We start from the raw sequence: 23,495 nt of genomic DNA, 5'->3' as shown, positions 1-23,495 counted from the left end.
TCCCCGGAGACGAGATCGCCGCCGCCCCTGCAGAGATGAACCCTCAGGGCTTGCGACCCCCCCGCGGCCTGCTCTTGTCGGCGTCGCCCGTGGCCGCGCTCAGGGCGGTAGGGGGTGGGTGATCCGCGGTTTCGGCCTGGATATGAGCGCGCAGCTCTTTCAACTCGGCCTGTGCCCCGGCAGCCAAGCCGACCGCCTCGGTCAGTTTGTCGCGCGTGGCCTGGTGCGCGGTGTGCGACTCAGCCAGTTCCTTGCGTGCCTCACCTTCCCGCGCCTCGGCGCTGCCAAGGCGCGCCTCAGCTCGCTGACGAGCAGTTTCTTCTGCAGCGCGCTGCGCCTCGGCGACCGCCGCGGCCTTGTCAGCCGCCGCGCGCAAAGCTTGTTCGCTTGCGAGTTGATCCCGCAGGGCCGCCAATTCGTTCTCCAAGCGAGGCACTGCTTCCAAACGCAATTCCGCCTGGGCAAGGGTGCGCCGTACGCTGGCCAGCTCCTCCTGTTGCCGCGCTGCCTCTTCCTTCAAGCGCTCGATTTCTTCGGCCTGTTCGGTCGCCTTGCCGGCTACAGTGTCGCGCTCAGTTGTGACTTCGAGCAGTTGCTGTGCGAGGTCGTCTCGCTCTGCTTCCAGTGCTTCGCCGTTCGCTGCCATCGCGGCCAATTCGCTCAGTGCTTGCGCTAGGGCGGCTTCGGCTTCAGCAGCTGCTTCCTCCGCGACTTTCGACAACTCGGCCCCCAAGGCAGAAAGTAGTCGCGAATTCGGTTCGCTGAGCTTGCGCGGCGTCGGTTTCTGCTGATCCTGCCATGCGGACCAATGGCGATGGATGGTGTTCATGCTGCCGCTACCCAATCGTTCGCGCACGGCGGTCAGCGTTGGCTTCAACTGGTCAGCGACCAGTGTTTCCGCGACCGCAGCCACTTGCTCGTAGGTAATACCTGGACGTGCCATATCGTATCGCCCCGCTCGTTTGATATCGTATTGGCCGATTATACGATACGATACGAAACGCCAGCGTGCCCCGCGGCGTTACCCAATCTATGGGAATGTCGCGCAGGTCCAGTCGCAAAAGCGGGGCTTACAGGTAACCGCCCACCAGCCCGCCAGCCCCATCCAGCATCTCGCGCAGCCAATCATCGAGGTAATCGGGTGGGTCGGGATCCTCGCGCAGCGACAGCGCCTCGGCGAACGACGCGGCGGCCTGGTTGCCGGTGACAGCCGCCGCCGCGACGTTGGCTTGTGTCACCCAGCCGCCCGCCTGGCCGGCGAGCGTGAGTGCCCCATCCAAGTCCAGTGCGCGGAGCGCCCCTCTTTCGGTGGCGTAGAGGGTCTGCCTGTAACTGTCGGCGGTGTCGAGTGCGGCGAGCGCCTCGGCCTGTCGGGCGCGATAGATCTGTGCATCCATGATTGGCCCCTCCTCTCGGTCACGTCGTCCCTTGAACGACAGACAAAAGGGGCCGATCAAGCCCCAACTTGGTTGATCACGTCTGTGACTTGGATGAAGTATCGGCCAACGGTGCGGTCGCAGCCAAGAGCATCTCTCCAAGCAAGCGGGTGAATCCTTTCTGCTGTGCCAGGTCCATGGCAAGTTCGTGCATGGGATCGTGAGTCATCTTCGACAGGTCACGAGTCACACTACCGTAGACGGCTAGCTCCGCTAGCGCTCTATCGCGCGTTCGGGTATCGCGGGTTTCGACCAGGCTAACGGGTGCGTGTAGCCGGGTCCACGCAGCGCCGTGTCTCGAGCCATGCTCGTCAATACGGCGCGCTGGCGGACCTGCGGTCACCGACGTAGTACCGGCCACCGACGAGCTTCAGCGCGTACAGGTAATAGGTGAAGTCAGCCTGTTGATTTATACGCACGGTCAGCAACTAGATGCCCATCAGTGGGTAGTCCACTATCTCGCTGCAATCGAAGACCGAGCGCGCAGCGCAGATGGAAGCGCCAAACTTCGCGAGTAGACCGGGCGCGTGACTATCAACGGTTACGACGGGGTACGATGCAAAACCTAGCGTCGAGAGCGCTACGGTGCGATGCCTACCTGCTTTGAACACCACCTCATCATGTACGTACCAGATCTCAGGCAGTTCGAACCACCCGTTCACGGGGATCTCCATTACAGTCGCGAGACGTTCAGGGTTCGCCTTAAAGCCGGACAGTCGCCGCTCTAGCTGAAGACGGAGCTTCTGGGGGTCGAGGATCACGATTACAGGCTTCACAACCTGGCCGTTCGCCAACTCCCACGCGCCGTCCCATTGGTAGTGGTGTGGCTTTATGCATTTGATCATGGACCGCATCGCAAATTTGGAGTGTTTAGATTTCCTGAGTACATCAGCCGGAGCTGGCCATAGGCTTAGTGAATCTCCCCGACCAGTTCGCCCTTTTCGTCCTTGAGCTTCAGCTGTACCAACTGAAACTGAATGACGCGGGTGTTCTTGTCCGCGGCTTGGGCGTAGAGGAACATCTCGGCCTTTGTCGGGTACACGTCTCGGATGACGGATCCTGGCACGCCATTGGTGACGATGGCTTCCATTGCTCTTGCACGACCCTCATCCGCGACCTTCAGCTGGCGGAAATCTGCGCCGTTGCTGATTGCGACGCGGTAGTTGGCGCCGTAGAAGTGCAGGTACTCACCGGGTCCGAGCGGCAAGCCCTTAACGGGAAAGGACTGGGATGGCAGATCGTAGTGGCCCAGCGAGCTGTCAGCCTGCAGCACGATGAACGGATTGGCCTTCAGAGCCGCAATCTTGCTTTGAATCTCCGGGCGCAGCGCATCGAGCATCTCCTTTTTCTTGAAAGTGTCGGTGGTCCTCCGGTATTCCTCCGAGACATCCGCGGCGAGCGCGTCATAGTCCACCGGGATATCCGTCAGTGCGAAGTACAGATATGCCAGATCCACCCCCGAAGTGGCTTTGTGATACGCGCGGGCCGGGTCCACCTGGACCGTGGGCAAGCTAGGTGCGCTCTCCGCGGGCGGTTGGAAGACCCTGACGTCTCCGCCAGACGGTGGACGCAGCGATGCCGCATCCACCTGAGGTTCGTCCTTCTTGCCGCAGGCCGCGACGAGCGTACCGGCCAGAATAGCGATTGCGAGTTTGTTCACAGGTGCCATCACCTCTCCGGAAGTTGTAGTCGTGGCGGGGGAAGGAGCGCACGCGACTTGCAGTGGCGGGGGCTTGCCCCCTGATCATCCACCTATCGGCAAAAAACAGCGGCGATTTACACCGAATCGTTACCCCTGCAGAGGGGTATTTGACGCGGCCATCTGGACTTTGAAGTTGAGCTAGCCTCCCTCATCTGCCTACGACACGGACGCGGCTACCCTACGTGAACCCGGGCAATCGAGATTGAAGTGTCCTGCATCCGGGCTGGAACCGAATCAATCCGCCACGGCGGCCAGACGAGCCGATAGCCCAATGAAGTAGACTGCCACGGTGGGCAAAGAATCAGGCCTGAGGATCGAGGCGCTAGACCGGGGTGGGCGAGGTGGCCGGGGCGCCAAGCCGCTGGCCGTGAGCCTTATAGGCAGATAAAGTATCCTGCAATGATTGCAAATCAACGACGTGGCGTGCATGACGGTATGTTCGAGGTCAACTGCCTCAAGAAGCTGGCGAGCCGTGAGGCAGGCTTCCCAACAGGGATCAGTTGGCGAAGTCAGCTGAAGCTGAATTCAAACCAGCCCAAGCTCTAACCTCGGGGGTATTTTTTTGCCGTTGACCGACTGAAACACTAGCAGATCAGCTTTCCAATGAACATCGCACTAGTAGAAGAAAAAGTTAAGACACTTGCGGGACGCATCAATCGGGATGAGTTTCTGTTTGAATTGTTGGAGTGTTACGGCAAGCCCAAAGCTTCCATTACCCGGCTGAAAATGGTTGGCAAGGGCAGCTATAACCTGTCCAAAAATGCAGAAGAGATTCTGTGGAAGAAGCAGGTCTACTTCAAAGCAACGAAGAGTGACAAACTGACAAACTACATCCTCATCCGAGGACGCGCTGGGACGCTTTCTTCTGCCCCCTGCTCGCGCTCTACGGGCTCGCCGGCCTGTACTGGCGTACCACCATAGACGAGGACACCGCAGCACGGGTCGAAATCCGGATCGGCCGGTCCTCGCCCAACGGCATCGACGCTGCAGGTAGCGTAGGTATACATTTCCGCGCAATCGCGGCGCAGCTGGTCCAGCGATACTGTTGGGTTGTCCATGACGGGGTCATACCCTACGGTCTCGACATACCAGGCCACGCATTGAGCCTGGCTCATTGTGGTGAAGTCTGGATTGCTCATAGCATCTGCTCCCTTACATTCTCATGGCTGGCGCGTTCTTGGCGGCATCCTTCCAGAACATGCCGAGCTTGCCGAGCTTCTCCTGCGCTGTGCGGCAAAACTCGCCGAAGTCCCCAGGTGAATGCGCCTCCAGGCGGTCCACTTCCGTCCGGAGAAGTCCGACCCCCTGCTCGAAATCACCCAGAATGCCCCTCATAACGCCATTGATCGCGCTGGATGTGTCGTGGCTGATGACACCCGCCGCCTTGGCGGCATCTTGTGTCTCCTGCAGCGCGCGAAAGCTCGCTACGAAGGCCTTGACTAGTGCCTTCACGGAAGCGGAAGCCGCACGCTCTCCGGACACCGAGTCATCCACCACTGCGGCGAATGCCTGCGTCGTTGCGGCTATTGACTCGACCGCGGTCTGGACGCGCCCGCGGCGAAATGCCGCGATGGCATCCGCTGGACTGGGCACTACGCTGTTCTGCGCGCTGGCAATCTGGTTCTCGTTCATGTGTTCGCCAATCGTCATGTTGCTCACGATCATGTTCTGTGATGACTCACTTGCTGCCGCTGCCTATCGGGCATTTGTGCTTTGCGCACGCAACAGCTGGGCCTCGATGGACGGTCGCATTTCCGTGCGCGTCTGGGCCGCGAGGAGTTGACCAAGAGCGACGCCAACCTTCTCCATCATCCGCAGATTCTGCAACTGCACTTCGTTGGAGTAGGCCTGCATGAAGATCATTTCGCGCTGCAGTTTCTCCGGACTCGCTTCCGCCGCCATGGCAACAACCCAGTAGGGGTTTCGGAAGCGTCGACCCGACTCGAAGTCCATCATCTCGGCGAGGCTCATCGAGCCGTTCTTCGCCTGCTTGGACGCGGTCATGTCGAAATACTTGGCCGCGTGGTCAGCCTTCTTGATCTCCTGAATCAACCGGTTGCTGCCCGGGAACGGCATACGCGAGGCGATCAGGTCAAACTGGATCTTTTCTGCGGCACTCATGTTGGCCTGGTACATCTTCTGCAAGGCGATGTAGCTCTTGCCCTGCTCGGTTGCTGCCTCGGCCTTCGTGATGTTCTGGGGCGGATGCGGGTCTAGTGACAGCCGCGCATAGGCCCGCGCAGCCTCTTCCTGCTCTGTCGAGAAAGTAAGTTCTGGATCCTTGCCAGGCATGCCCGCGCCGGTCAGGATGGATTCGACGTTAGCGTCCGCATCCGGCATGGATGAACCGCTGCAACCCGGGTAGCCCAGTCGCATCTCCACCGCGTTGCAGTATTTCGCCGTGTGAATTGCGTGCGATTGCCGACGGGCGACCTCCGGGGATGGGATGGGATCATTCAAGGCCTTGTTGAGCACGGGGCTGCTGACCGAGGATCCACCGCCACCACCTCGACGGTATCCAGACGACTTGGCGCCAGTGGCGACCGTGGCCTGGCTCGCATAGTTGCCGCTGGAGTTCGAGCACGGGTCGATTGGAAGCTCAGTTTCCCGCTCGACGCGTTCCTTCTCGGCTCGCCGCTGCGTCTCGATCTGGATCTCGCGCTGCTGATTCGCGGACTGCACAACAGCGTCTGAGATCTTGGAACCGACGTTTGCCACGTTGGTACTGAGCATATTGATGGCGTTGGTCAGGGTCCCGGCGAGTGAATTGGTCGAGGTAGTGATCGTTGTGGTGATCATCGTACTAGCGGCCTGGACCGCCCCTACAACGCATGAATCGCACACAGCGTAAGCCGACGGCGAGGCCATCGCCGCGACAGCGGCGCTGAGCGCGAAGAGCTTTCGTTTCACTGGAAGAACCTCCTAAGGGAGTCCACTAACCCGCCTGTGCTACCGGAGGATGACGAGCTGCTTTGGCCAGCGATCCCGCCACCGTTGATCACTCCCGGCAGGTTATTTCCGATGCCCCCTGGCAAGGAATTTGTCGCACCCTTGATCGCATCGTTCGCGGTATTGCGTGCTGCCTGGACGGCGGCGTCGTAGTTCTGTTGCGCCTTCTTGGTCAGGCCCTCGCAGGCCTGCTGTTTCACGCGCCTGAAAGCCTCCTGCAGGATCGTGGTAGACGGCAACTGGGTCGGGTAGCTTGGGAAGTTGTCCAGGCACATCTTCATAAGGTCGTTTGCCTTCTGCAGGACCTCGAAGCGCGTATCGATATCGTTCATGCGACGATCACGCTCTTCCTGCCGCTTCTGCTCCATAGCAGTGGACATGTCGCAGCCCTGCTGCGCCGCGCTTGCATACGGGCACGCCGCTGCGGCAATCAAGGCCACCGTCACGCAACGGGCGCGTAGTGTCATCCTTCTCATGCCTTCCCCAGATGCATAGCGTGTCCCGACGAGTGGATATCTGTATCGGTTGGCTTGTCGCCCATGCCCTCCACCTTCGTCTCCAGCACCGCGACTTTCCGCTCAAGCTGCAGGACGAACAGGGCATTGCGGAGGTTCGGTGCACCGGCCTCCGTTGCCACCCATGCAAAGGTTTTGAGCAACTGCCTGTCGGCTCCGCTGTCGGTAGTCTCATGCAGGTCATAGCAGGGATCGGCAAGCCAATCCTCAACGGCCTGCTTGTGGCGGTAGACGGCGTCCTCAATGGCATGCACGTTCATTTCCGCCTTGCCGCGACGCTCAACAGCTTCTGCCAGGGCGTGGACGCTCAGTTGCGTTTCCATCCCCACCGCGCCAAATCGCGTTGCCTGCGCATGCGCTTCGGCGATCACCGCCATTTCGCTCGGGGCGAGCTGTACGCCAAACGCGTCGGCAACGCCGCGCATGCGTGCCAGATTTTGTTCAATATGTGCCATCTTCTTCTCCAGGTCCCTAGATCACGGTCGGCTGCCAGCTAGCCCGCCGACGCTGTTCCGGAGGCAACCAGGCATACTCGAACATGGGGTACAACTCGACCGTCTTCCCTTGTTCCGGAGTGAAGATCAACTCCGCCGCCCGGGATAGCAGCAGGATCACGGGTTGCGTGCCCTCATCCTCCAGATCGACTCGCCTCCCCAGCAGGCTCTGGTCCGACGCCGAGTAGCGCGCCTTGAGCGGCGCGCCGAAGATGCGCTCGCTGAGCACGCTCGCGACGTCCACAACCATGGGAAGAAAGCCGCCATGGTGGAAAACCTCATCGTGCCCAAACTCCTGTCCGTTCAGGACAAACGAACAGCCCAGTGCACGCTCGTAGTAGACGGCGAGCGCGCGGGGATGCTCCACGGGAATGCGGAAGGGGTCCATTCGATTATGTACCGTTATATGGATACGTATGTTACAGCCAACGGAGCTTCGGGCGCACAGTCGCCGCACAACAGGCATTTGCTTCCGTGGCAAGGTGCTCCGACGCCCGTGGACCCTGCTCTTCTCGCTTGGCGAACAGGCGCAGCTTTTCAAGTAACGTTTTTGGGTCCGACAACAGTGCAGCAGCGACGACTTGCGGATCAACACCCAAGGCATCGCAGCAGAGTGTGAACGGGATGGTAGCCGCGTCGCCGGCCTTGTCGGCGATCCAGTGCTTGGCCGACTCGTGATTAAGTCTGGCCTCATGCGCCCCCCGTGTCTGATCCTGGTATCCCGGCAAAGGCCTGGCGAGATCTGCAGCTGCCAGCTCAAGCATCTCGATAGCTAGATGCTTGAAGATCGATCCGCCCGCTAGGCGTTTCTCGTCCGCCTCAAGCACGGCCAGCGACATTGCTTCTGCCCTCCCTGAGTTTGCGCAGGATCTGGTCCCTCATGTCTGCAGCCGGTTCCCCATCCGCCACCGGCACGGGGGCGGTGGCGGACATATATCGGCCCTTGAAGAACTCCCATTCCTCGGGTGACAAGCGCTCCTGAGCGGCGCTCAGGAACCGGATCAGCATCGTCATTGGGCTCCTATGCGGCCTTTGGCCGCTGCGTTTGAATGGCCTGTGGTGCCATCTCGAACTTGGACCGCGCAACATCGAGATAGTCCTTCATGGCGGCGTTGATCGCCGCTCGATCCCGCCCGACGGGATACGCCGAGTGCGGACGCGCGTCATGGGCGGCTTCCTCGGTGCCGTGTACAAGATAGTCCTCGCGCCAGCCGTTGGCCTCGATTTCGTCCTGGACGTAGCTCTCGAAGGCGCGGGCCGACAGCTCTCGCATCTGGGACCAGTAGGGCTGGGCCTTCTTCTTGTCGAAGTGTTGCGCGCTGACGGCATACTGCGTATAGGTGCGATTTTGTGCATGGGCGCACTCCCGGCGCAGCGCATCGTCGCTGCAGAAGGCGTAGGCCTGAATGTAACCGCGGATATGCTTGCCCAAGACCATCAGACGGACGTCATGATCCGCTTTTGCCTTGCCGGTCAGTCCCGCCACTGGCAGTTCTCGCAATGCGTCCTGCAGCGGATGCTTCGCCCAAATGCACTTTCGTGCGTCCGGATCGTTGGCTTCAAGTCGCAGTTTGTCGAGATACTTGCGAGAAGTCTGCTTGACGACTTCCATCGACGCACCGGGCTGCGCGGCCAGCAGGATGTTTTCCAGCGAAGTGAGAAGCGCACGCTCTTCCTTCGCCAGGTCATTTTGCACCGCGCGCAGGACTTCCTCGTCTGACCACGGCCTGATACTGATCGTATCGACCAGTTTTAACAGCGGACGCATCTCTTCCATATCCGCTGGCAGCTTGTTCCAGTTCGCGTAGATCACCGTCTTGAAGTCACCGCGTCGACGGCCGCGCTGCTGAGCAAGAAACAACTCAGAAGCGAAGTACGTATTCGTAAGCGTGGGCGCCATGGGCGCACGCTTGTCAACCGCCTCCGCTTTCAACTTGTCGCCAACATAGTCATCGAACGCGTGCCACCATTCATGCGCCAACGAGCCGGCGCCGCGTAGTCGCGTGAGGTTGATAACCTTGCGAGCGCACTCATAGTGCGCGAGGGCCCGCCCGACGCCGCGCGAGCCGAAAGCCAGAGCCAGAGTGCCGTCAAGGCTTAGGGCCTTCTTGTCGACATCCAGCACGCGCGCCAGCGTGCACAATGCATCGTAGGCACGGTTCAACACGTCTTGCCGTTCGGTGTCTGGAAGCCAGTTTCCGAACTCGCAAGCGCGGAAGCCAAAATCGTCCAACAGATCATCGGGCGCGATGTTGCGGCCACGGCGCTCGTCCGGCAGGCCGTCACGGATCACCTTTGCGAGGTGCGGACGCGCCAGCGCTTGCTTGTCGGTATCTCCGCTTTGGCGGTTTTCCATGGTCTGACGGCGCTTGTCCGCGACCTGTTGCCGTTGGGCTTCCAGAAAGTCGTAGAACCCTTCCGAATCCATGTCTCGCGGTCGCAGCCACTCTTCTCCGATCCTGAACTGCTTCGAGTGGTACGGATAGACGGCTCGCCTGAATCCATCCTCAGCGTCGAACAGGTAACGGTTGACGAACCGGAAGCCACTGCGAGATGCCGCGTAGAGCATGTCGCCATACTCGCTGGGCAAGGAACGCGACGTGCCATACTGTCGCTCCTCTCGCACCAATACGCCGGCATTGACCAGGCCATCCTCGAACGCAGGTAGGTCATCTTTCGTTTTCATCTTCGCCGCGACGTCCTGCAGCTTTCGCGCCATGTCGACATAGATTTCGACATGGTCAAGCTGCTTCGGCGCGGCAGGAAACTCGCGGCGCATCGTCTGGATGAATAGCGCGACTCTGGCATCGACGCCGCTCTCACGATAGTCGGCGACGGACCGGGACGGCCAAACGTTATCTTTCGTGACCAGTTCCAGCTTTTCCCGGTCATTCATATCGGCAAGATCTTCGACTCGCAATGCCGAGCTGTAGAAGTCCTTGCGGGCCCCGCCGATCTTTTCACCAGCATCTAGGATGCGCTCGCGTGCCCCGTCCGGATTCTTGGCGGCGCGACGACGGCGTACGGGTTGCTCTTCGACACGCGTGCCGTCTGCGGCATCGGTCTCCTGTGCTGCAGCTGCGGCGCTCTGATCGCTCTCAATGGCGGCTTCCGCTTCTTTCCAGAGGCTTGTGAGCGGAAATTGATGACCCAAGGGCGCATCCACCATCAGGTGCTTCGCCTTGACACCAGCCCCTGCGCCCGCCCATGTCTGGAAGGTGTGCCCCTTGTAAATGCCAGGCATCAGGGACTCCGAGGCCGAGATCCCTTCCTTGCTGATCAGGAAGGCGACGTACGCCACGGCTGCTGCACGCGCTTCGTCTTCCGTCAGCCGGTGGCCATCGTCCTCCTTATCCTGGTCAGGCTCCATACCAGCGTAAGCGAGCAGCCGCTCGAACTCGCCCGCCTGCAGGCGTGTATCCGTCCGGATGAATTCGAACAGCCCAGCCGTTTCCAGAGTGCCACGCTCGCGGAAGTAGTCGAGATCGTTGCGGTAGACGTCATATTGATCGGTTCCACGGAAGCGGATTTCTACGCGCCACTCATCGCCGGACTGGACGGCCTGGTAGTGATTGTCTAAGTCCACGCCCCTGTAGGCCGCTGCCAGCGCCTTGGCGAGCGACTCGGTCGGAACGAGGCTGTCAGGCACTTCCGTCCAATGGCCACTCCGATAGCGCTCATTCGCCTCCAGATCGGCGGATCGCTGACGGGCGGCTTGCGGTTCGCTAGCCAGAAGGACGCCAACCAGGCCGGCAAACTGCGCCGGATGTTCGTTCCAGATCCTTACCAGCTCGGCGTAGTCCTCCACGCTAGCCTCGTCGGTCCGGTACAGCGACACAGCGGCTTCCAGCACCAGTTTGGCGCGACGTTCTATCTCCGGAGCCTCCGACGCGTGGCCCAGCGCCTGAGTTGCTGCAGCCGTCTGCCATTCCGGGTCAGCCGTGAGTTTGTCCTTGATCGCGCCGAACATCGCAGACCAGTGGGCTGGGCGTTCGGCTTCGCTGTCGGCTTGAGCTGCCGTTAGCTGAGAATCCGCTTGGGCTTCCACCCCATGGGCTTGAGCCCGTGTGCGTTCCACCTCCTGGTTCGCGATTGCGATCTTGTGCTGTGCGAACAGATAGTTACCCAGTTGCCTGACCCGGGCGGGAGACAGGCCGCTGACCGCACTGTAGTGCTCATGCTGACCCAGCCAAGCGGCGGCTGCGGCCTTCGCCAGCTCGGGCTTCTCCCGCGCGTACTGCGACAAGAAGAAGTCGGCATTGGCGATAGCATCACTAAGGCCGCGGAATCCGGAGTGCTCACCGCGGCGGATGCTGGCGACTTCACGAAGCAGGTCGACACGATGGCGCTCAGCCTCGGCGTTGTCTTGCAACGCAGTCAACACTACGCCACGGGTCAGCTTCCCCTCCACAGAGCAAACCTGCTTGCCACGGAACAGGATCTTCCTGAATCGCCCGTCCTCCTGAACAGAAAACCCGGTATCTGCAAGCGTGGCCGCGGTCTTGACTGCCTCCACGGCAGCGTCGAGATCCTCCACCGTAACGCCTGTGGCTTCATTCGCGGCTGCTTCCCGGTCTTTAGCGCGCTGCGCCTGCACTTGGTCAGCTTGGATGGCCGCCTGGCTCAGAGCCTCCTCGATGCGCGCGGCACGCGCGCCGACTGGCGCGTCTTTCGTGAGTATCTTGCTACGCAAGACATTCGCGTCTGCCGACACCTCGATGTCGGCGTCCACGCCGGCCTCCACGATTTGCTGCAAACGCGGGGCAAGTCGGCTGTCGGCGAGGGCACCCAGAATGTGAACCGCCTTCAGCTTACTCTCGCGGAGGAACGCAATGAACTCGTCTGGTGTGATGGCGGCAGCGTTCGACGGAATCCCAACGATAAAGCGGTCGCTTCCAAGGATCTCCACCACTTTCGTATAGGCTTCGGACAGGGACAGCTCGCCGCGCTGCAATGGAACCACGGGTCGCGATACCTGGAACTCGGTTTCGACCTTGATCCACTTCCGATACTGCGCCACCAGGTCAAGGGATGCTGCCTGATCTCCCACAACGTCCGGCATAACGAACATGGGAGGCGTGATCTTCTCCTCGGCAGGGTTCGCCTCGGCGATGTATTGTTGCAGCAACTCGTACTTGTTGAGCACCGCGTCAAAGTCCATCGGTCGAACATCCCCGCTCTTCAATCCTCGCTTGAAGAGGCCGAATGCGCCGGAATCAACGAACACCTGTGCACGCATGTTCACGATGCGATCCGCAAGCTCGCGCATCGCGGAATCCGACAATTCGCCGATATCGACACCAACGCCGTGCTCAGCCCGCGTCGCGGGATGGAAGTCCTTTGCCCGCGACATGCCAGACGCAAACCGGCTCACGCGCTCTTGCAAGGCCTTGACGCGCAAATCCTGCTCGCCATCTTGCTCGGCGTCAGCACCCTCTTCTGTCGCCGGCGCCTGCATGGCGCGGCGGACAAAATCACCCACCTGGCGCGTGGCCTCAGCGGAATACGGGCCATCCCACTCCTCGACCCATTCTTCCCACGCCAGCCTGCGTACTTGAATCGAAGCGCCATGGTCATCCAGTTCGGCGTGGACTTCGTGTCCGCTCCCGAGATCCACCGACCAGCTGCGCGGGTTCAGCCCATCCATTTCCAGGCCAAGGGAGCGCATGGCTACCGCAAACTGACGCACCCGAACCGCCGTCGCCCCGTCATCAAGCTGATCGTATGTATCTGCGTCGCGCGACCATTGCGACAGAACGCTCTCGGCATCTGCAAGATCATCGTGCTTGCTGTACTCGTAGCCGCCGTCCTTCAGGCGGGAGACCGTGAACACATCGGTGGTGCCAGGGCCAGCGTGTGCGGAAAGGGAAAGTTGGTCGCTACGACTGGGGTGCTTCCAGTCGGTTCCGACTTCCCCAGACGGAACTAGGCCGGCAGCCCTTGCGGCCTTCTCGGCAGCCGCGATGCGCGTTCTTGCGCGCTCAGTCGGATTGGCGATGGCCTCAAACACCGCGCGAGTCAGCGCCTTGATGGCTTGGTCAGCCTCCTCAGGAGTATCGTAGGTCCCGCTCGCATATTCGCCGTCGAAGGCGCGGATCACGGAATACTTGGTCTTTCCGCTGTGCAACGGGCTATAGACTCGTAGCGAGATATGGGTGTCATCATTGCGAGTACCCTTCTCCCAGGACGAGCCATCGCTGTACTCCTCCTGCTGCATACCATTCGCTTCCCCGATGGCCTTCGCGCTGGCAAGCCTATCACGATAGCCGGCGTCCCGCGCGGCGTTGCGAATCTGATTCAGCCTCGTCCCGACGCGGTGCAGGATCTCGGTGGTCGGATGACGTTCGCGCGTTCCGCGGGGTGGTTGCAATTGTTCGATCAGCCGCTTCGCAGCGACGAGAACAGCCTCCTTCGATTCCGAGGTAATGACATCGACCTTACTGGCCAGCGCTGCCACATGGCTTTCCAGCTCCTCGTGCCGCGTTGCAGACGGCGCGCGCCGGTCTAGGGCTCGCCACCCTTTCACCCATTCGCCTAGGGTTGCCCATTTGACATTGGTCCCCGGGGTCTTGTTCTCGCTGGCCTGGTCCCTCGCCTTCGCGCGGAAGGCTTCGTTCTCGGCAACACGCTTGCGGAACTCTTCGGCGTTGACGGACTTGGAGCGTTCGTTCAGCTGATCACGGTTGACCGTGACATACACGATGAACGGATTGTCGGTGACCACGTCGTGGTCCACCCGCCAGGCGTTCTCGCCGTTTTCGTCAACCAATATGTCGCCCTTGCGGGCCAGAAGCTCGCGGCCAGCACGTTCCTGCGCCTCTTCCGCGGCCCGTACCTGCTCTTCTGCTTCCCTTGCAGCAACGGTCAAGGCCAGGATCTGGTCCAACTCGTCGTTGATGAGGCTGCGCTGGTAGTTGAGGGATCCTCTCAGCGCGAAAAGTGCTTTGCCTTGGAAGGCAATCAGAATGTCGTAGTCCGATACGGCATCCAGGCCACGCGAATGAAGCTCGTCATAGCGGTCGGCGAGCGTCTGCAGCGCTTGCCTCTTCTGGGCGAGTAGAGGCTGCAGCGTGTCAACTCGCGCCTCCGCCTCTTCGGGCAATGTGATACCGTCCAGCACCCTCTGGAACACCTCTTCGGTATAGCTGCGCGTCTGGGCCAGTAAGGCCCCGCTGCTCGGGAAATCGGCCAGTACGCCCGCGATTTGCTCTGGCGTCACTTCTGCGCGTGCGCGGCGTGCCTGCTCGTCGCGACTCGGATGGGTGTTCGCGTCCGCTGCTTTCGCGATCAAGTCATCCAGCTCGAAATCGGCGTTTGCGAGATCCAGGTCCTCATAGCCAACGAGGAACGCGGAGGTCTCGAACTCGCGGATGTCACGGGTTGGGTCGAAGCCGGGAAACCACTGTCGCAGGTCGCTCGTCTTGAACGTCGGCACGCTACCGAGCCAAACGTTGCCCTGCAGTCTGGTGAAGCCGAACTGCGAGAGATCGCTTCTGACGTAGTTGCGCACCGCCAGGCGATGTCCCCCGTCAGGCGGGCATCCGGTTGCAATAAGCATTTCCGCGCCGTCGTAGCGCGAGAGATCGACCCAGCGACGCACCGCCATGATTACCCCTTCATGCCGATAGGCCGCATGCGCTGAACCGCCCTGTCGGCCTCAACGCTTTTGAGTACGGGCTCCAGCTTCGCGGAGATCGAATCGAAATAGTCCGCCGCTTTCTGAAGGTTCTCCCGGCTGGGCGTGATACCGAGGGCACCGTAGCGGCTCAGCCGCACCAGATTGCGGCCCGCCAATTGCAGCTTGCGGGTGAGTTCGACGTTTTCGTCCAGGGACATGATGTGTGTGTCTTATGTATTGTGAACTTCTTGCAACTCTTCATCGACCGCGGGATCGACCACGAAGGTCTCGTCCTCGGGGTCAAATAGCGTGGAGTCGTCTTCGATACGGAGAGCACTCGCGTTACGGATGCATGTCCGTAGTAGCCGAATGACACTGTCTTCGGTGTATTGCTGCCCAGTCAGCGAGTGGGTGCGGGAGCCTTCGTCAAGGCAAAATCGCGGATGGAGAGTCCCGTGAACACCGAGGTAGCAGGTGAACTCGATGTTGTCGCCGCAGAGGCGCAGAGTCGCGACGTCGCTGTCGTTGTGAGAACCGACCAGGTCCACGGTCCCCATGGCGTGGCCGGCAAGCAGCAACAAGGGCGTCGCACGTTGGCCGGCAAGGTCAGCGATCATGGAAAGGTACTTTGTCTTCGCTATCGTGACGCTCGCGTTCATGTCAGTCGATCCATGTGGTGTGTTTGCACGCGGGATAGGCGGAGCAGCTCACCAGTTTTTTTCCGGAAGGCAGGCGACGGCCCGTCATCGTCCCCTTGCCGCACTTTGGACAGGGCGCACCGTGCCCTGGCAAGGCGGAGTCGACCTCGGACCGAGGCTTTGAATCCGCTTCGTCCTGTGCGCCCATCTTCGAGAGATCGAACTTCACGGTCTTCATGCCTTCGACCAGGGAGCAACACATCTTCCGGATCATGTCGTCAAAGCTCGCCGCGGGCATCTTCCCTTCCGCGATGAGCCCCAGCGCCATTTCCCACTTCGCAGTAGTAACGGGATCCCGGAGTTCGTTCGGCAGCTTCTCGATCAACTCGATGCCCGCGTCGGTCGGATGAAATTCCGACTTCACGACCTTGATGTAGCCGCGCGCCTTCAAGGTTTCGATGATTGCGTCCCGCGTCCGCTCGGTCCCGATTCCCTTGGTATCACGCAGGATCCGGCGATCCGCCTCGTTGGTAACGAAGCGGTGAATGTTGGTCATTGCCGAAATCAACGTGCCGTCCTTGTATCGCGGCGGCGGCGTTGTCTCGGCGGAGCGGAGACGGGCGCGACCCCCAGTGAGACGCTGCCCTACCGTGTATGTCATGAGCGGCTCTACTGCTGGTAGTCCTCGAAGCGCTGCGAGTCGTCCTGGCTCGCAGCGCGCTTCGGTCGCGCGATACGCGCCTGGCGGAAGCCGAGCTGTCGGTGCAACTCCGTGTCGCACTCGTCGGTCACATAAACCGCGACCGGTTCAGCGTCCTCGATTCGTTCGCTGTCTTCATTGACTGGATTGAAGAGGATGGTGTCGAAATACACATCGCCGCCATCACCACGGTGATTGACGACGCTGCCCAGCGCGACGGTCCGGTGTCCGATCTCGCCAGAGTGCGGGTTGGTGTGCCTGGCAGTCAGTGAAATCACGACTCCTTCGCCATCGCGTCGGGGATTGATGAAGCCGAAAACATGCTGACGGCCTTGCCCCAGGAGGTCGATGTATCCCGAGAACGCGGCCCTGCTGTTCGCGTCGGAGTTTTTGTAGAGCGCGGCTTTTTCAAACCACTTTTCCCCGATCTTGCGAACACAGCGCAGGACGGGCTGCGGGCCCTGGTCGTACGACATAGCGATTCTCCGAAGTCATTTTGAAAGGGCATCGCCTGCGGTACCGCGGCTTTGCCTTGCGTATCATGCATACGATACAGAATGCAACCAAAATATAGCCGTTTGCCTCTTCCCTGTCTAGGCATCAGCCTGCTGGGAACTTCTCCAGGCGGTTTATTGCATCTTTTGGGCGACAGTCAGGCGAGGTTGACGGCCTTGGAGTCTGCGGACCAAGATGCGTCCGCCAACCACCAGAAGGCAGGCCGCGAGACCGGACGCCATCGCCATGCGGTCCTTTACTGTCTCGGAGGCCGCTCCCGGGGCGGTTGCCGGCTTGGCCTGCGCGAGCGCATGCGCGCGCATGGCGCGCAGACGACCCTTCGTCGGATCCGGCTCACGCATGAGATCTTCGCGCAAGGCGGAGGCCGCGGATGGGTTGCCTCCCACGCTAGCGGCAACCCGAACGATCTCCTCCTGGCTGGCAGGCAGATTGTCGCGGGCCGACATCGCCAGTGTAAGCACAGCGAGCGCGCATAGGGCGAAAGCTTTGGCATTCTTCACCACGCTAGGGCTCCGCAAAGAAGTCGCGCTCGTCCTGGCGGTCGCAGTACACCATCCCTCCACCCACAAGCACCAGGGCGCGCTGACCTGGCCGGAAAGACTGCACGAAGCTCGGCCAGCCGATGCGGCCGGCGACAAGCATCGATACCATCCTGAAAAGTCGAAGCCGGTAACTCCACATGGTCGCTCTCCCCTTTGTCTGAGTCGCCTAAATCGCGACACCATACCCGCAACTTGCCGGCAGCGCCGTGATGATCGTGTCGATTACCGAGTACCCGGGATATGCCTTTCCCGCTTGCCTGGTGAAGACTGTCAGCGCAGCATCGGACGTGGGTGCCAGTACGAAACTCTGAACCAGCTTTATCACCCCACTTTCGCTCTCCTTGCGCAAAACAGCAGATACGAGAAACCGACCATCATTCGCCGCGGGCCAGATGTTCTCGCTTTCAGTCGACGGAAAATTGATATGCGCATGGGCCATGGCGGCGCTTAAGGCCAATGCGATTGCCAAGCACAGTCTAATGGTGGTCATTGCTTCTCAGACATTGTTGGCAGGATGGAGAGGGTCTGCCCCCAAAAAACACGCTATCCGGAGCACGGCAAGACCCCCGTTTTACAGCCTTTGCAAGCCTGCGCCTCGATCATGGTTGCTTTCCTCGGCGTTATGCCTCGATTGCGGGGTCAACGTCATTCGTGTACGTGCGGTCCGTCTTTTCCGACGCCTGTACGCCATCAATATCGGCACGCCAAGCGGTTTCCTTCACACCGCTAGCCCGCCAGCGGCGTAGCGGCTCCTACCAGCCATCTCGGCAACTCGACCAACTCAGCGAGCCCCGCGACTCTCGCTCTACGCCTCTTCCAACGCGCTGAGCTGGACCTGCATGAACTTCGATGCCGTGGAACCCACCGAATCCCTGTACACCGCCATCGTCTTCCACGGCTTGATGAACTTCAGCACGCTCTCTTCAATGTTGAGCTTCTTGCACGATGCACTCCAGTAGTAGCTATCGATGCCCAGCAGGATCTTGGTGCCTACTGTCGTGATTACCGCCTCCGGGAAATGGGACGGCGCTTGCGACACCACCCATAGCGCCATTCCGAACTTCCGAAGCTCTAGGCAGATTTTGTTGTAGATGCTGTCGGGGTCGTCATCGAAGAGGTTGTGCGCCTCGTCCGCGCCGAGGATCTCCCGCACCTGGGGAACCGGGCCCATCAGTTTCCGACGACGGGCGATGTACTGCGCTCGGACCATGCAAAAGAGCGTCTTTTCTTCTTCTGACAAGCTGGTTAGGTCATACGACCAAACCTTTGCGTCGGGATCGAACGGAGGAGGATTTGCATTGAAGATTCCCCGCGCCTCGAAGTTCTTCAGCCGGTCGATCACCCCTTTCAGCGTTTCCTTGCTGTCGTACTTGATCAGGTTGTCGAACTCCAGTCCGTTCTCGATGGACGCGATGTACTCGTCCACCTTGTCGCGGAAAAGCGCGACCGCCGCGTCGAAGTCCTTCTGTGCCTTCTCCTTCTCTTCTGTGGAAAAGGCCTTCTCCTGCTTCACCTGGGCCCGGTACTTGCGGGCAGCAGCACTGTTCATAGCCTCCAGCGCGCCCACGGCGCGGAAGCCGGATTCGCTACCGTTCAGCCCGCCATACATGGCCTTCAAGCGCCGCTCCGCAAAGCCGATGGCATCACGCAGCGTCGGGTAGTAGAGGTTCAATTCGCCCCAGCGGCGCTGCTCCCAGATCTCGTCACGCAGCGCCTCTGTCATCTCCTTGCGCACCCACGTTGCGGGCTGGCGCTCGTGAATACCGTAGAACGCATATAGATCCGTCAGGAGGTTGCGCAACGTAGCCTCCTGGCGGTCCATCAGCTTGCGGGACGTCTGGTTGATGGTGGAGATCAGGAAGTTGATTTGGCGATTTACACCGCCTGTTCTCGGATCGGTGTCGAGGACCAGCGGGTTGTAGCCATATCGAGTCTCGCCGTCGAACCGGACCCGGGACTCTCCCTCGATGACCAAGTCGCCGTGCACATCAAGATTGTGATAGCGCTCAAACTCGTCGCCGGCAGTAGCGACAGCCTCCGAGATCATTTGCTTTAGCCGGGTACTCTTGCCGGTGCCGCTCTTCCCGCACACAAGTATGTGGGGGTTGATGATGCTCGCAGGATCCCAAAAGACGGGAACATCCGTCGACTGGTGCTTGCGTTTGTAGTCGTCGTAGCCGAGGAACACTCGCATGATGTATTAGTGCCGAATAGGTGCAGGGTTGGCGTGCTCACTTCGCCAGCCAGCCCCTCAGTAGGTAGCGCGGACACGCCGTCAGCAAGAAGGGGGATGCCGCAACGAGTCCTGCGAGAGACGTTTGAGCGCCCTCCATCCCTAGTACGGGATCAAAGCAGTTCGCCAGTTCTTCCGCCGCAAGGCATAGCCAGATCGGATGACTCGCCCAGATGATGAAAGACGCAGCGAGCCACAGGCCGAAAATGGCCACCGCGCCCCGTACGCTCATGCCGACCTCGCTGCTGCGGGGCGCAGTTCGCTAACGTTCGTTGACTCGCCGCCCGTTGCGCCTTCGTCTCGGTTCAACTCGACCCGCGCGTTCGCGCCTAGATCGATTCCCAGCTCCTTGACCGGATCCGGGTCGGCTGGCTGCTCCGCGATGACATTCGGGATCACCATAGTCAGCCTCCCATCAAGTCTCGCGCCTTCGGCCATGGCCAGAGTGCTGTACCGAATGTCGCCTCGCACAGCTGCGCCTTCCGTGAGGATCACTCGCTCGGCCTCAATGTCGCCCTCGACTTGGCAGCTGACGATCACAGCCTTCCCTCGGATGCTCCCATGGACGCTGGACGTCTTGGTCAGAATGACCTGGTGGTCCCCAGTCACAGTGATGTTTCCGCGAACCGGTCCTTGAAACACGACGTTCTCGCCGATCTCAATCTCACCGACAACGGTCATGGATGCAGGAATGAGCGTGTGAACCACCTCTGTCCCATCCACGCGCGGGAGCTTCACCTTGGTTGGAATGGCTGGCACTGTCAGAGCATTGCCCGCTTCCGACGGCCCACCTGGCGCGGGCCTGCCCTGCGTCGTTCGCGGCTGCTGCCTCTCGTCGTCTTGAAGCGACTTCATCGGAAGCTCGATTTGCTTCTTTCGAACGAGCCCCGTCGAAAGAAGAAAGCGCGTGAGGATGGGAGGATTGGTTTGCATACTGGCCTCAGTTCGGCACGTTGACGATGCGCTTGTCCGTTACGACCGTGCGCGATTGCGGATCAACGGCGACTAGCACCTCGCCGCTTGGAAGGCGCGCGCCAACGGCATGACGCGCGCCAGCAATCACCACGGACTCTTTCTCGAATGCGCTAATGCCACTCTTCTCCGCAGTCATGAATTCGACTGGAAGCGCGCTCACTTCGACTTTCGTGGACTTGGCTGTCGCAACTGTTTTACGTGCCGCTTGCATGGACGTGGAGATCTCCTCCTTCGCCTTCTGGGTGGTCGCTTTCGGCAGGGAAGTCAGCAGCGTTTCGAGATCTGCAAGGGTACGCTCCGCTTCCGCCAGTCGGACGTTCTGCGCCTCCGCAGTTGCTCGCAATGCCGCGAGCATCACGGCTGACGTGGCCTCGCGGTGAGCGTCACGCGACAACTCTTTCGGTCCTGGCCCTACAGCTCCCGATGCCGCTCGCTTGTCCGAGATGGTCACGGGCTCCGGCTTTGCGCGGGCAGGCTCTTGCTGCAATGCGCGGCCTGTTGGAGACGCCAATCTCGCCCCGCTGGAATGGATGTACAAGTAGCCCGCGACGCCAATCAAAATGAGGCCTGCGACCAGAAGCAGCTTTCCCGCTGCCGTCATCTCGTACCCACCCGGCTTACGTGCCGGACCTGTTGCCTGCGTCTTCAATGTGCCATCGGCTTGCATATCGCCCCTTGTCTATCTTTCGTATCGCATGCATGATACGGAAGTGAATGATGTCAATTTTTTGCATACGAGTCAAGAAACGTATGCGGGGCGTTGCGCGTGGGCAGCGGCGGGCAGCCATCATCCCGAGCTGCCCGCCGCGGAATTTCTACAGCACGACTTCGATATGGGGGTGCAGGCGTGCGTTGGCGGAGACGATCTTCTTGTAGTCACTGGGAAACGATGTCGCAGTGAGGGGTAACGTGTGAAACGGCGTCATGGCCGGATGCGTTACCACATGGACATGCGTGAAGCCTGGCGAGTGCAAGAGACGAGGAATGAGATCCGGACGGCGAGCGATCAATTCGCCCTCTTTCAAAGCGCTGTAGTCCATTCCGCGGCGCCCCTCTTCTGAAAGCCACTTCAACCAGTCCTCTCGGATCCCTTGCATCAACTCTTTGCTGCTTCGTATGAGATTCAGAAGATCTACGTTCGGCAGATCTTCAGGCTTCAAGACCTTTGGATATAGCGGCTTCTCAACCTCCACTGAGAGATCCACTACGATCATCTCCAGCTTCTTCTCATCCGCATACTTGCGCGCATGCATCATGCCGACCAGGCCGGACTGCCCCGACAGTCCAGAAATGAACCCGGGAATCCGATTTATGAGCGGCATCGAGAAGTCGCGTATGCGAATCTGGTCTGGAATCGCCGCCTTCTTGAAAAACAGCACAACGGCCACGTCGATGCCTGGTGCCCCTTTTGTCTTTGTCATTCAGCTCTCTCTCCCCGAATTACGACTCAGCTTTTGCGCCAGGTAGCCCGTTCAAACAGGTCTGTGATACCCAAGCGCGCGGCAATCTTGACCGCGTATGTCTTCAGCAAGGATCTCTTCTTTGCCCCGGCAAGCTGGATGCGGCTGTACGCCTCGATCAGCCGCTCCACTGGCTTGCTGTAGTTCCCCTCTCCAGCAAGCCAACGGTACACAGCAGCAGGCTCGCGCCCCACGAGCACTGCAAACTCCTTCTTGTCCGATGGGTTCTCGGGATCGAATCCGAGTTCGATCATGAACTGCCGAATGTCGAGCTGACGGACACTCGGCATGGATTCCGGATAGGCCTCGTATATCTCCAGCAACTGACAGACCGCCTTGTCTTCGATTGGCTCTTGTGGCCGTGATCTCATCTCAGCGAACTTCGCGCGTTGAAGGCCCAACTGCTCGCATGCCGCACTCACTGTCAGGCCATTTTTCAATCGCCACTTCTCGACCTCGATGTTCTTGATTGGTTCAGCCAAGTATCGGTCTGTCTTTTTCATAATTTAGGTTGTTGGTCGATTCCCTTTCGCCTGGCCAAAGCCGGAAAGGTCATCCGCCTGCATTTCCATTTCAAACAGGTCGTCATCGCCCACCAGGGCGGCATGCTCAGCTGCGACGCGCTCGATACCTTCCTTTTCAGCCGGGTGTAAATGCCCTGCTGCCTCGAGTTTGCTCAGAGCTGCCTGCACCGTGGCAGGAGGCTCCGAAACAGGTCGCGGCTGTCGAAACGGCCTCAATTCCACTACGTTGTCCGGCAACTCATTTGCGGCCTGGCTTTTCAGCGCGAGCGCGTTCTTGAGCGCGTCTCGCTCCACCCCGTACCTGTCCAGGAGTGCCGCCAGTTCGCCCTCGCTATAGCCGGCCTCCAAAGCGGTCGCGCAGATCTGCTCACGGGCTCGGCGCTGTGCAGCCAAGGCGGATTCCAGCCGATCCATCTCGCCAACATAGGGCTTCATTTCGCCCAGCGGGTCGAATTCCCGTGCCAGGGTGCCACCACCGCGCCGAACGTCGCTCATGAACACCGCTAGAGCGTCCTCCGCGCCGACGTCGAGTCGCGCGGCTGCCGGCGAGATATGAACCAGAATGCGCGATTCCAGCTCCGACATGACGCCGTTCATCTGCCGGTCCAAGTCGCAGTTTGCCTGAAGTAATACACGGAGAGCGATCTTCGGATCCGCAAGTTCCAGCGTACTAAGGGCCGCGCGCAGCGAAGCGGATAGATTCTGCCCGGTGGCGGACTCTACCAGCCCGGACACCATGGTCTGAACCCGGTCGATAAGCTGCTGCGGCCCCGTAAGCGAGAAACCTTCAGGGGTCTCGGTGGCCGCGACAGGCGGGCCATCATCGTAGCCAGATCCTTTCTCCGGGTTGGATTGCCCCTCGCCGGCCTGCGCTTCTGACCTTCCGGTGAAGAAACTGACAATACGACGCAGCAGCGCCCGAATGGCCTCAATCAGGTGACGCAGAGTCAGGCCTTCCGCCTCATGGCCCTGCACAGGCGACTTCTTCACCCTGTTAGCCAACGCAGACTTGTCCACCCATAGCTGCTCGTTGCCTGCAGTCGCAACCTCCTTCTCTGCAGGTCGTCCAAAGTAACTTTCCGTCATTACGCCCGGGGTCATAAGTGCTCCAGCGCGATTCTGTATCGCTTCAATTATACGGGGTTCGAAATACCGAGAGCCAAAATCGGGGCTCATCCTTAAGAGTGAGGGTA

At 60.3% G+C, this 23,495-nt stretch carries 25 protein-coding genes; 1 reads left to right on the top strand and 24 read right to left on the bottom strand.

All coding sequences use genetic code 11. The features are described from left to right. Positions 1 to 43 precede the first annotated feature (43 nt). From RS901_RS38360 to RS901_RS38345, 4 genes are all read right to left on the bottom strand, one after another. Positions 44 to 943: a DNA-binding protein gene (locus RS901_RS38360; protein ID WP_316157859.1), complete on the bottom strand. Its 900-nt coding sequence runs from the start codon at positions 941 to 943 to the stop codon at positions 44 to 46. 127 nt (positions 944 to 1,070) lie between these two features. Further along, positions 1,071 to 1,397: a copper resistance protein CopV gene (locus tag RS901_RS38355; RefSeq protein WP_316157858.1), complete on the bottom strand. Its 327-nt coding sequence runs from the start codon at positions 1,395 to 1,397 to the stop codon at positions 1,071 to 1,073. 467 nt (positions 1,398 to 1,864) lie between these two features. Continuing rightward, positions 1,865 to 2,281, bottom strand: a complete 417-nt coding sequence (locus RS901_RS38350) for a hypothetical protein (protein ID WP_316157857.1) — start codon at positions 2,279 to 2,281, stop codon at positions 1,865 to 1,867. A 65-nt stretch (positions 2,282 to 2,346) separates the two neighbouring features. After that, a complete protein-coding gene (locus tag RS901_RS38345) occupies positions 2,347 to 3,105 on the bottom strand; it encodes a DUF4852 domain-containing protein (protein ID WP_316157856.1) in 759 nt (252 codons plus the stop codon). A 636-nt stretch (positions 3,106 to 3,741) separates the two neighbouring features. On the opposite strand from RS901_RS38345, the gene RS901_RS38340 reads away from it, so the two are divergent. Then, the gene (locus RS901_RS38340; RefSeq protein WP_316158001.1) at positions 3,742 to 4,059 is read left to right on the top strand and encodes a hypothetical protein; all 318 of its coding nucleotides are present in this window, start codon (positions 3,742 to 3,744) and stop codon (positions 4,057 to 4,059) included. Between the two features lie 231 nt (positions 4,060 to 4,290). On the opposite strand, the gene RS901_RS38335 is transcribed toward RS901_RS38340, so the two are convergent. The 20 genes from RS901_RS38335 to RS901_RS38240 all read right to left on the bottom strand — a co-directional run bounded on the left by RS901_RS38335 (position 4,291) and on the right by RS901_RS38240 (position 23,403). Continuing rightward, complete coding sequence (locus RS901_RS38335; RefSeq protein WP_316158000.1) at positions 4,291 to 4,803, bottom strand: hypothetical protein; 513 nt, start codon at positions 4,801 to 4,803, stop codon at positions 4,291 to 4,293. 30 nt (positions 4,804 to 4,833) lie between these two features. Then, positions 4,834 to 6,048 carry a conjugal transfer protein TraW gene (gene traW, locus RS901_RS38330; RefSeq protein ID WP_316157999.1) on the bottom strand — a complete coding sequence of 405 codons (1,215 nt, stop codon included), beginning with the start codon at positions 6,046 to 6,048 and terminating at the stop codon, positions 4,834 to 4,836. Next, the gene (locus tag RS901_RS38325) at positions 6,045 to 6,554 is read right to left on the bottom strand and encodes a hypothetical protein (protein ID WP_316157998.1); all 510 of its coding nucleotides are present in this window, start codon (positions 6,552 to 6,554) and stop codon (positions 6,045 to 6,047) included. The genes traW and RS901_RS38325 overlap by 4 nt, the downstream gene beginning before the upstream one ends. A gap of 5 nt (positions 6,555 to 6,559) precedes the next feature. Next, positions 6,560 to 7,057: a hypothetical protein gene (locus RS901_RS38320; protein ID WP_316157997.1), complete on the bottom strand. Its 498-nt coding sequence runs from the start codon at positions 7,055 to 7,057 to the stop codon at positions 6,560 to 6,562. A 16-nt stretch (positions 7,058 to 7,073) separates the two neighbouring features. Next, positions 7,074 to 7,484 (bottom strand): hypothetical protein, encoded by a 411-nt coding sequence (locus RS901_RS38315; RefSeq protein WP_316157996.1) that lies wholly within the window; start codon positions 7,482 to 7,484, stop codon positions 7,074 to 7,076. A gap of 31 nt (positions 7,485 to 7,515) precedes the next feature. Continuing rightward, positions 7,516 to 7,935 (bottom strand): hypothetical protein, encoded by a 420-nt coding sequence (locus RS901_RS38310; protein WP_316157995.1) that lies wholly within the window; start codon positions 7,933 to 7,935, stop codon positions 7,516 to 7,518. After that, positions 7,916 to 8,110 (bottom strand): hypothetical protein, encoded by a 195-nt coding sequence (locus RS901_RS38305; protein WP_133098655.1) that lies wholly within the window; start codon positions 8,108 to 8,110, stop codon positions 7,916 to 7,918. The genes RS901_RS38310 and RS901_RS38305 overlap by 20 nt, the downstream gene beginning before the upstream one ends. 7 nt (positions 8,111 to 8,117) lie before the next feature. Further along, complete coding sequence (locus tag RS901_RS38300; RefSeq protein WP_316157994.1) at positions 8,118 to 14,702, bottom strand: LPD1 domain-containing protein; 6,585 nt, start codon at positions 14,700 to 14,702, stop codon at positions 8,118 to 8,120. Between the two features lie 2 nt (positions 14,703 to 14,704). Next, positions 14,705 to 14,932 (bottom strand): hypothetical protein, encoded by a 228-nt coding sequence (locus RS901_RS38295; RefSeq protein WP_133098637.1) that lies wholly within the window; start codon positions 14,930 to 14,932, stop codon positions 14,705 to 14,707. 12 nt (positions 14,933 to 14,944) lie between these two features. Further along, positions 14,945 to 15,373 carry a hypothetical protein gene (locus RS901_RS38290; RefSeq protein WP_316157993.1) on the bottom strand — a complete coding sequence of 143 codons (429 nt, stop codon included), beginning with the start codon at positions 15,371 to 15,373 and terminating at the stop codon, positions 14,945 to 14,947. 1 nt (position 15,374) lies between these two features. Then, positions 15,375 to 16,013: a DNA topoisomerase gene (locus RS901_RS38285; RefSeq protein WP_316157992.1), complete on the bottom strand. Its 639-nt coding sequence runs from the start codon at positions 16,011 to 16,013 to the stop codon at positions 15,375 to 15,377. An 8-nt stretch (positions 16,014 to 16,021) separates the two neighbouring features. Continuing rightward, a complete protein-coding gene (locus RS901_RS38280; RefSeq protein ID WP_316157991.1) occupies positions 16,022 to 16,528 on the bottom strand; it encodes a hypothetical protein in 507 nt (168 codons plus the stop codon). 153 nt (positions 16,529 to 16,681) lie between these two features. After that, positions 16,682 to 17,071: a hypothetical protein gene (locus tag RS901_RS38275; RefSeq protein WP_316157990.1), complete on the bottom strand. Its 390-nt coding sequence runs from the start codon at positions 17,069 to 17,071 to the stop codon at positions 16,682 to 16,684. A 205-nt stretch (positions 17,072 to 17,276) separates the two neighbouring features. After that, positions 17,277 to 17,600, bottom strand: a complete 324-nt coding sequence (locus tag RS901_RS38270) for a hypothetical protein (protein ID WP_316157989.1) — start codon at positions 17,598 to 17,600, stop codon at positions 17,277 to 17,279. Positions 17,601 to 17,915: 315 nt separating this feature from the next. Next, positions 17,916 to 19,304 carry a helicase HerA-like domain-containing protein gene (locus RS901_RS38265; RefSeq protein ID WP_316157988.1) on the bottom strand — a complete coding sequence of 463 codons (1,389 nt, stop codon included), beginning with the start codon at positions 19,302 to 19,304 and terminating at the stop codon, positions 17,916 to 17,918. Positions 19,305 to 19,571: 267 nt separating this feature from the next. Further along, the gene (locus RS901_RS38260; RefSeq protein ID WP_316157987.1) at positions 19,572 to 20,276 is read right to left on the bottom strand and encodes a polymer-forming cytoskeletal protein; all 705 of its coding nucleotides are present in this window, start codon (positions 20,274 to 20,276) and stop codon (positions 19,572 to 19,574) included. 7 nt (positions 20,277 to 20,283) lie between these two features. Further along, positions 20,284 to 20,985 (bottom strand): hypothetical protein, encoded by a 702-nt coding sequence (locus tag RS901_RS38255; protein WP_316157986.1) that lies wholly within the window; start codon positions 20,983 to 20,985, stop codon positions 20,284 to 20,286. Between the two features lie 148 nt (positions 20,986 to 21,133). Continuing rightward, positions 21,134 to 21,739, bottom strand: a complete 606-nt coding sequence (locus RS901_RS38250; RefSeq protein ID WP_316157985.1) for a hypothetical protein — start codon at positions 21,737 to 21,739, stop codon at positions 21,134 to 21,136. A gap of 26 nt (positions 21,740 to 21,765) precedes the next feature. Further along, positions 21,766 to 22,281, bottom strand: a complete 516-nt coding sequence (locus RS901_RS38245) for a hypothetical protein (RefSeq protein WP_316157984.1) — start codon at positions 22,279 to 22,281, stop codon at positions 21,766 to 21,768. Positions 22,282 to 22,284: 3 nt separating this feature from the next. Next, a complete protein-coding gene (locus RS901_RS38240; RefSeq protein ID WP_316157983.1) occupies positions 22,285 to 23,403 on the bottom strand; it encodes a hypothetical protein in 1,119 nt (372 codons plus the stop codon). Positions 23,404 to 23,495: the final 92 nt, after the last annotated feature.

The organism is Cupriavidus sp. BIC8F, from assembly GCF_032465815.1.
Taxonomy (GTDB): domain Bacteria; phylum Pseudomonadota; class Gammaproteobacteria; order Burkholderiales; family Burkholderiaceae; genus Cupriavidus; species Cupriavidus necator.
Note: the sequence above shows the minus strand (reverse complement) of the source record. Positions and strands in the feature narration are given on the sequence as shown.

Coding starts and splice junctions, on each gene's coding strand:
- RS901_RS38260 (WP_316157987.1), bottom strand. CDS start 20,276: ATGCAAACCAATCCTCCCATCCTCACGCGCTTTCTTCTTTCGACGGGG.
- RS901_RS38340 (WP_316158001.1), top strand. CDS start 3,742: ATGAACATCGCACTAGTAGAAGAAAAAGTTAAGACACTTGCGGGACGC.
- RS901_RS38250 (WP_316157985.1), bottom strand. CDS start 21,739: ATGACAAAGACAAAAGGGGCACCAGGCATCGACGTGGCCGTTGTGCTG.
- RS901_RS38360 (WP_316157859.1), bottom strand. CDS start 943: ATGGCACGTCCAGGTATTACCTACGAGCAAGTGGCTGCGGTCGCGGAA.
- RS901_RS38315 (WP_316157996.1), bottom strand. CDS start 7,484: ATGGACCCCTTCCGCATTCCCGTGGAGCATCCCCGCGCGCTCGCCGTC.
- RS901_RS38305 (WP_133098655.1), bottom strand. CDS start 8,110: ATGACGATGCTGATCCGGTTCCTGAGCGCCGCTCAGGAGCGCTTGTCA.
- RS901_RS38325 (WP_316157998.1), bottom strand. CDS start 6,554: ATGACACTACGCGCCCGTTGCGTGACGGTGGCCTTGATTGCCGCAGCG.
- RS901_RS38240 (WP_316157983.1), bottom strand. CDS start 23,403: ATGACCCCGGGCGTAATGACGGAAAGTTACTTTGGACGACCTGCAGAG.
- RS901_RS38265 (WP_316157988.1), bottom strand. CDS start 19,304: ATGCGAGTGTTCCTCGGCTACGACGACTACAAACGCAAGCACCAGTCG.
- RS901_RS38355 (WP_316157858.1), bottom strand. CDS start 1,397: ATGGATGCACAGATCTATCGCGCCCGACAGGCCGAGGCGCTCGCCGCA.
- RS901_RS38255 (WP_316157986.1), bottom strand. CDS start 20,985: ATGCAAGCCGATGGCACATTGAAGACGCAGGCAACAGGTCCGGCACGT.
- RS901_RS38310 (WP_316157995.1), bottom strand. CDS start 7,935: ATGTCGCTGGCCGTGCTTGAGGCGGACGAGAAACGCCTAGCGGGCGGA.
- RS901_RS38295 (WP_133098637.1), bottom strand. CDS start 14,932: ATGTCCCTGGACGAAAACGTCGAACTCACCCGCAAGCTGCAATTGGCG.
- RS901_RS38300 (WP_316157994.1), bottom strand. CDS start 14,702: ATGGCGGTGCGTCGCTGGGTCGATCTCTCGCGCTACGACGGCGCGGAA.
- RS901_RS38280 (WP_316157991.1), bottom strand. CDS start 16,528: ATGTCGTACGACCAGGGCCCGCAGCCCGTCCTGCGCTGTGTTCGCAAG.
- RS901_RS38335 (WP_316158000.1), bottom strand. CDS start 4,803: ATGATCGTGAGCAACATGACGATTGGCGAACACATGAACGAGAACCAG.
- RS901_RS38290 (WP_316157993.1), bottom strand. CDS start 15,373: ATGAACGCGAGCGTCACGATAGCGAAGACAAAGTACCTTTCCATGATC.
- RS901_RS38270 (WP_316157989.1), bottom strand. CDS start 17,600: ATGACCACCATTAGACTGTGCTTGGCAATCGCATTGGCCTTAAGCGCC.
- RS901_RS38350 (WP_316157857.1), bottom strand. CDS start 2,281: ATGATCAAATGCATAAAGCCACACCACTACCAATGGGACGGCGCGTGG.
- RS901_RS38285 (WP_316157992.1), bottom strand. CDS start 16,013: ATGACATACACGGTAGGGCAGCGTCTCACTGGGGGTCGCGCCCGTCTC.
- RS901_RS38245 (WP_316157984.1), bottom strand. CDS start 22,281: ATGAAAAAGACAGACCGATACTTGGCTGAACCAATCAAGAACATCGAG.
- RS901_RS38320 (WP_316157997.1), bottom strand. CDS start 7,057: ATGGCACATATTGAACAAAATCTGGCACGCATGCGCGGCGTTGCCGAC.
- RS901_RS38345 (WP_316157856.1), bottom strand. CDS start 3,105: ATGGCACCTGTGAACAAACTCGCAATCGCTATTCTGGCCGGTACGCTC.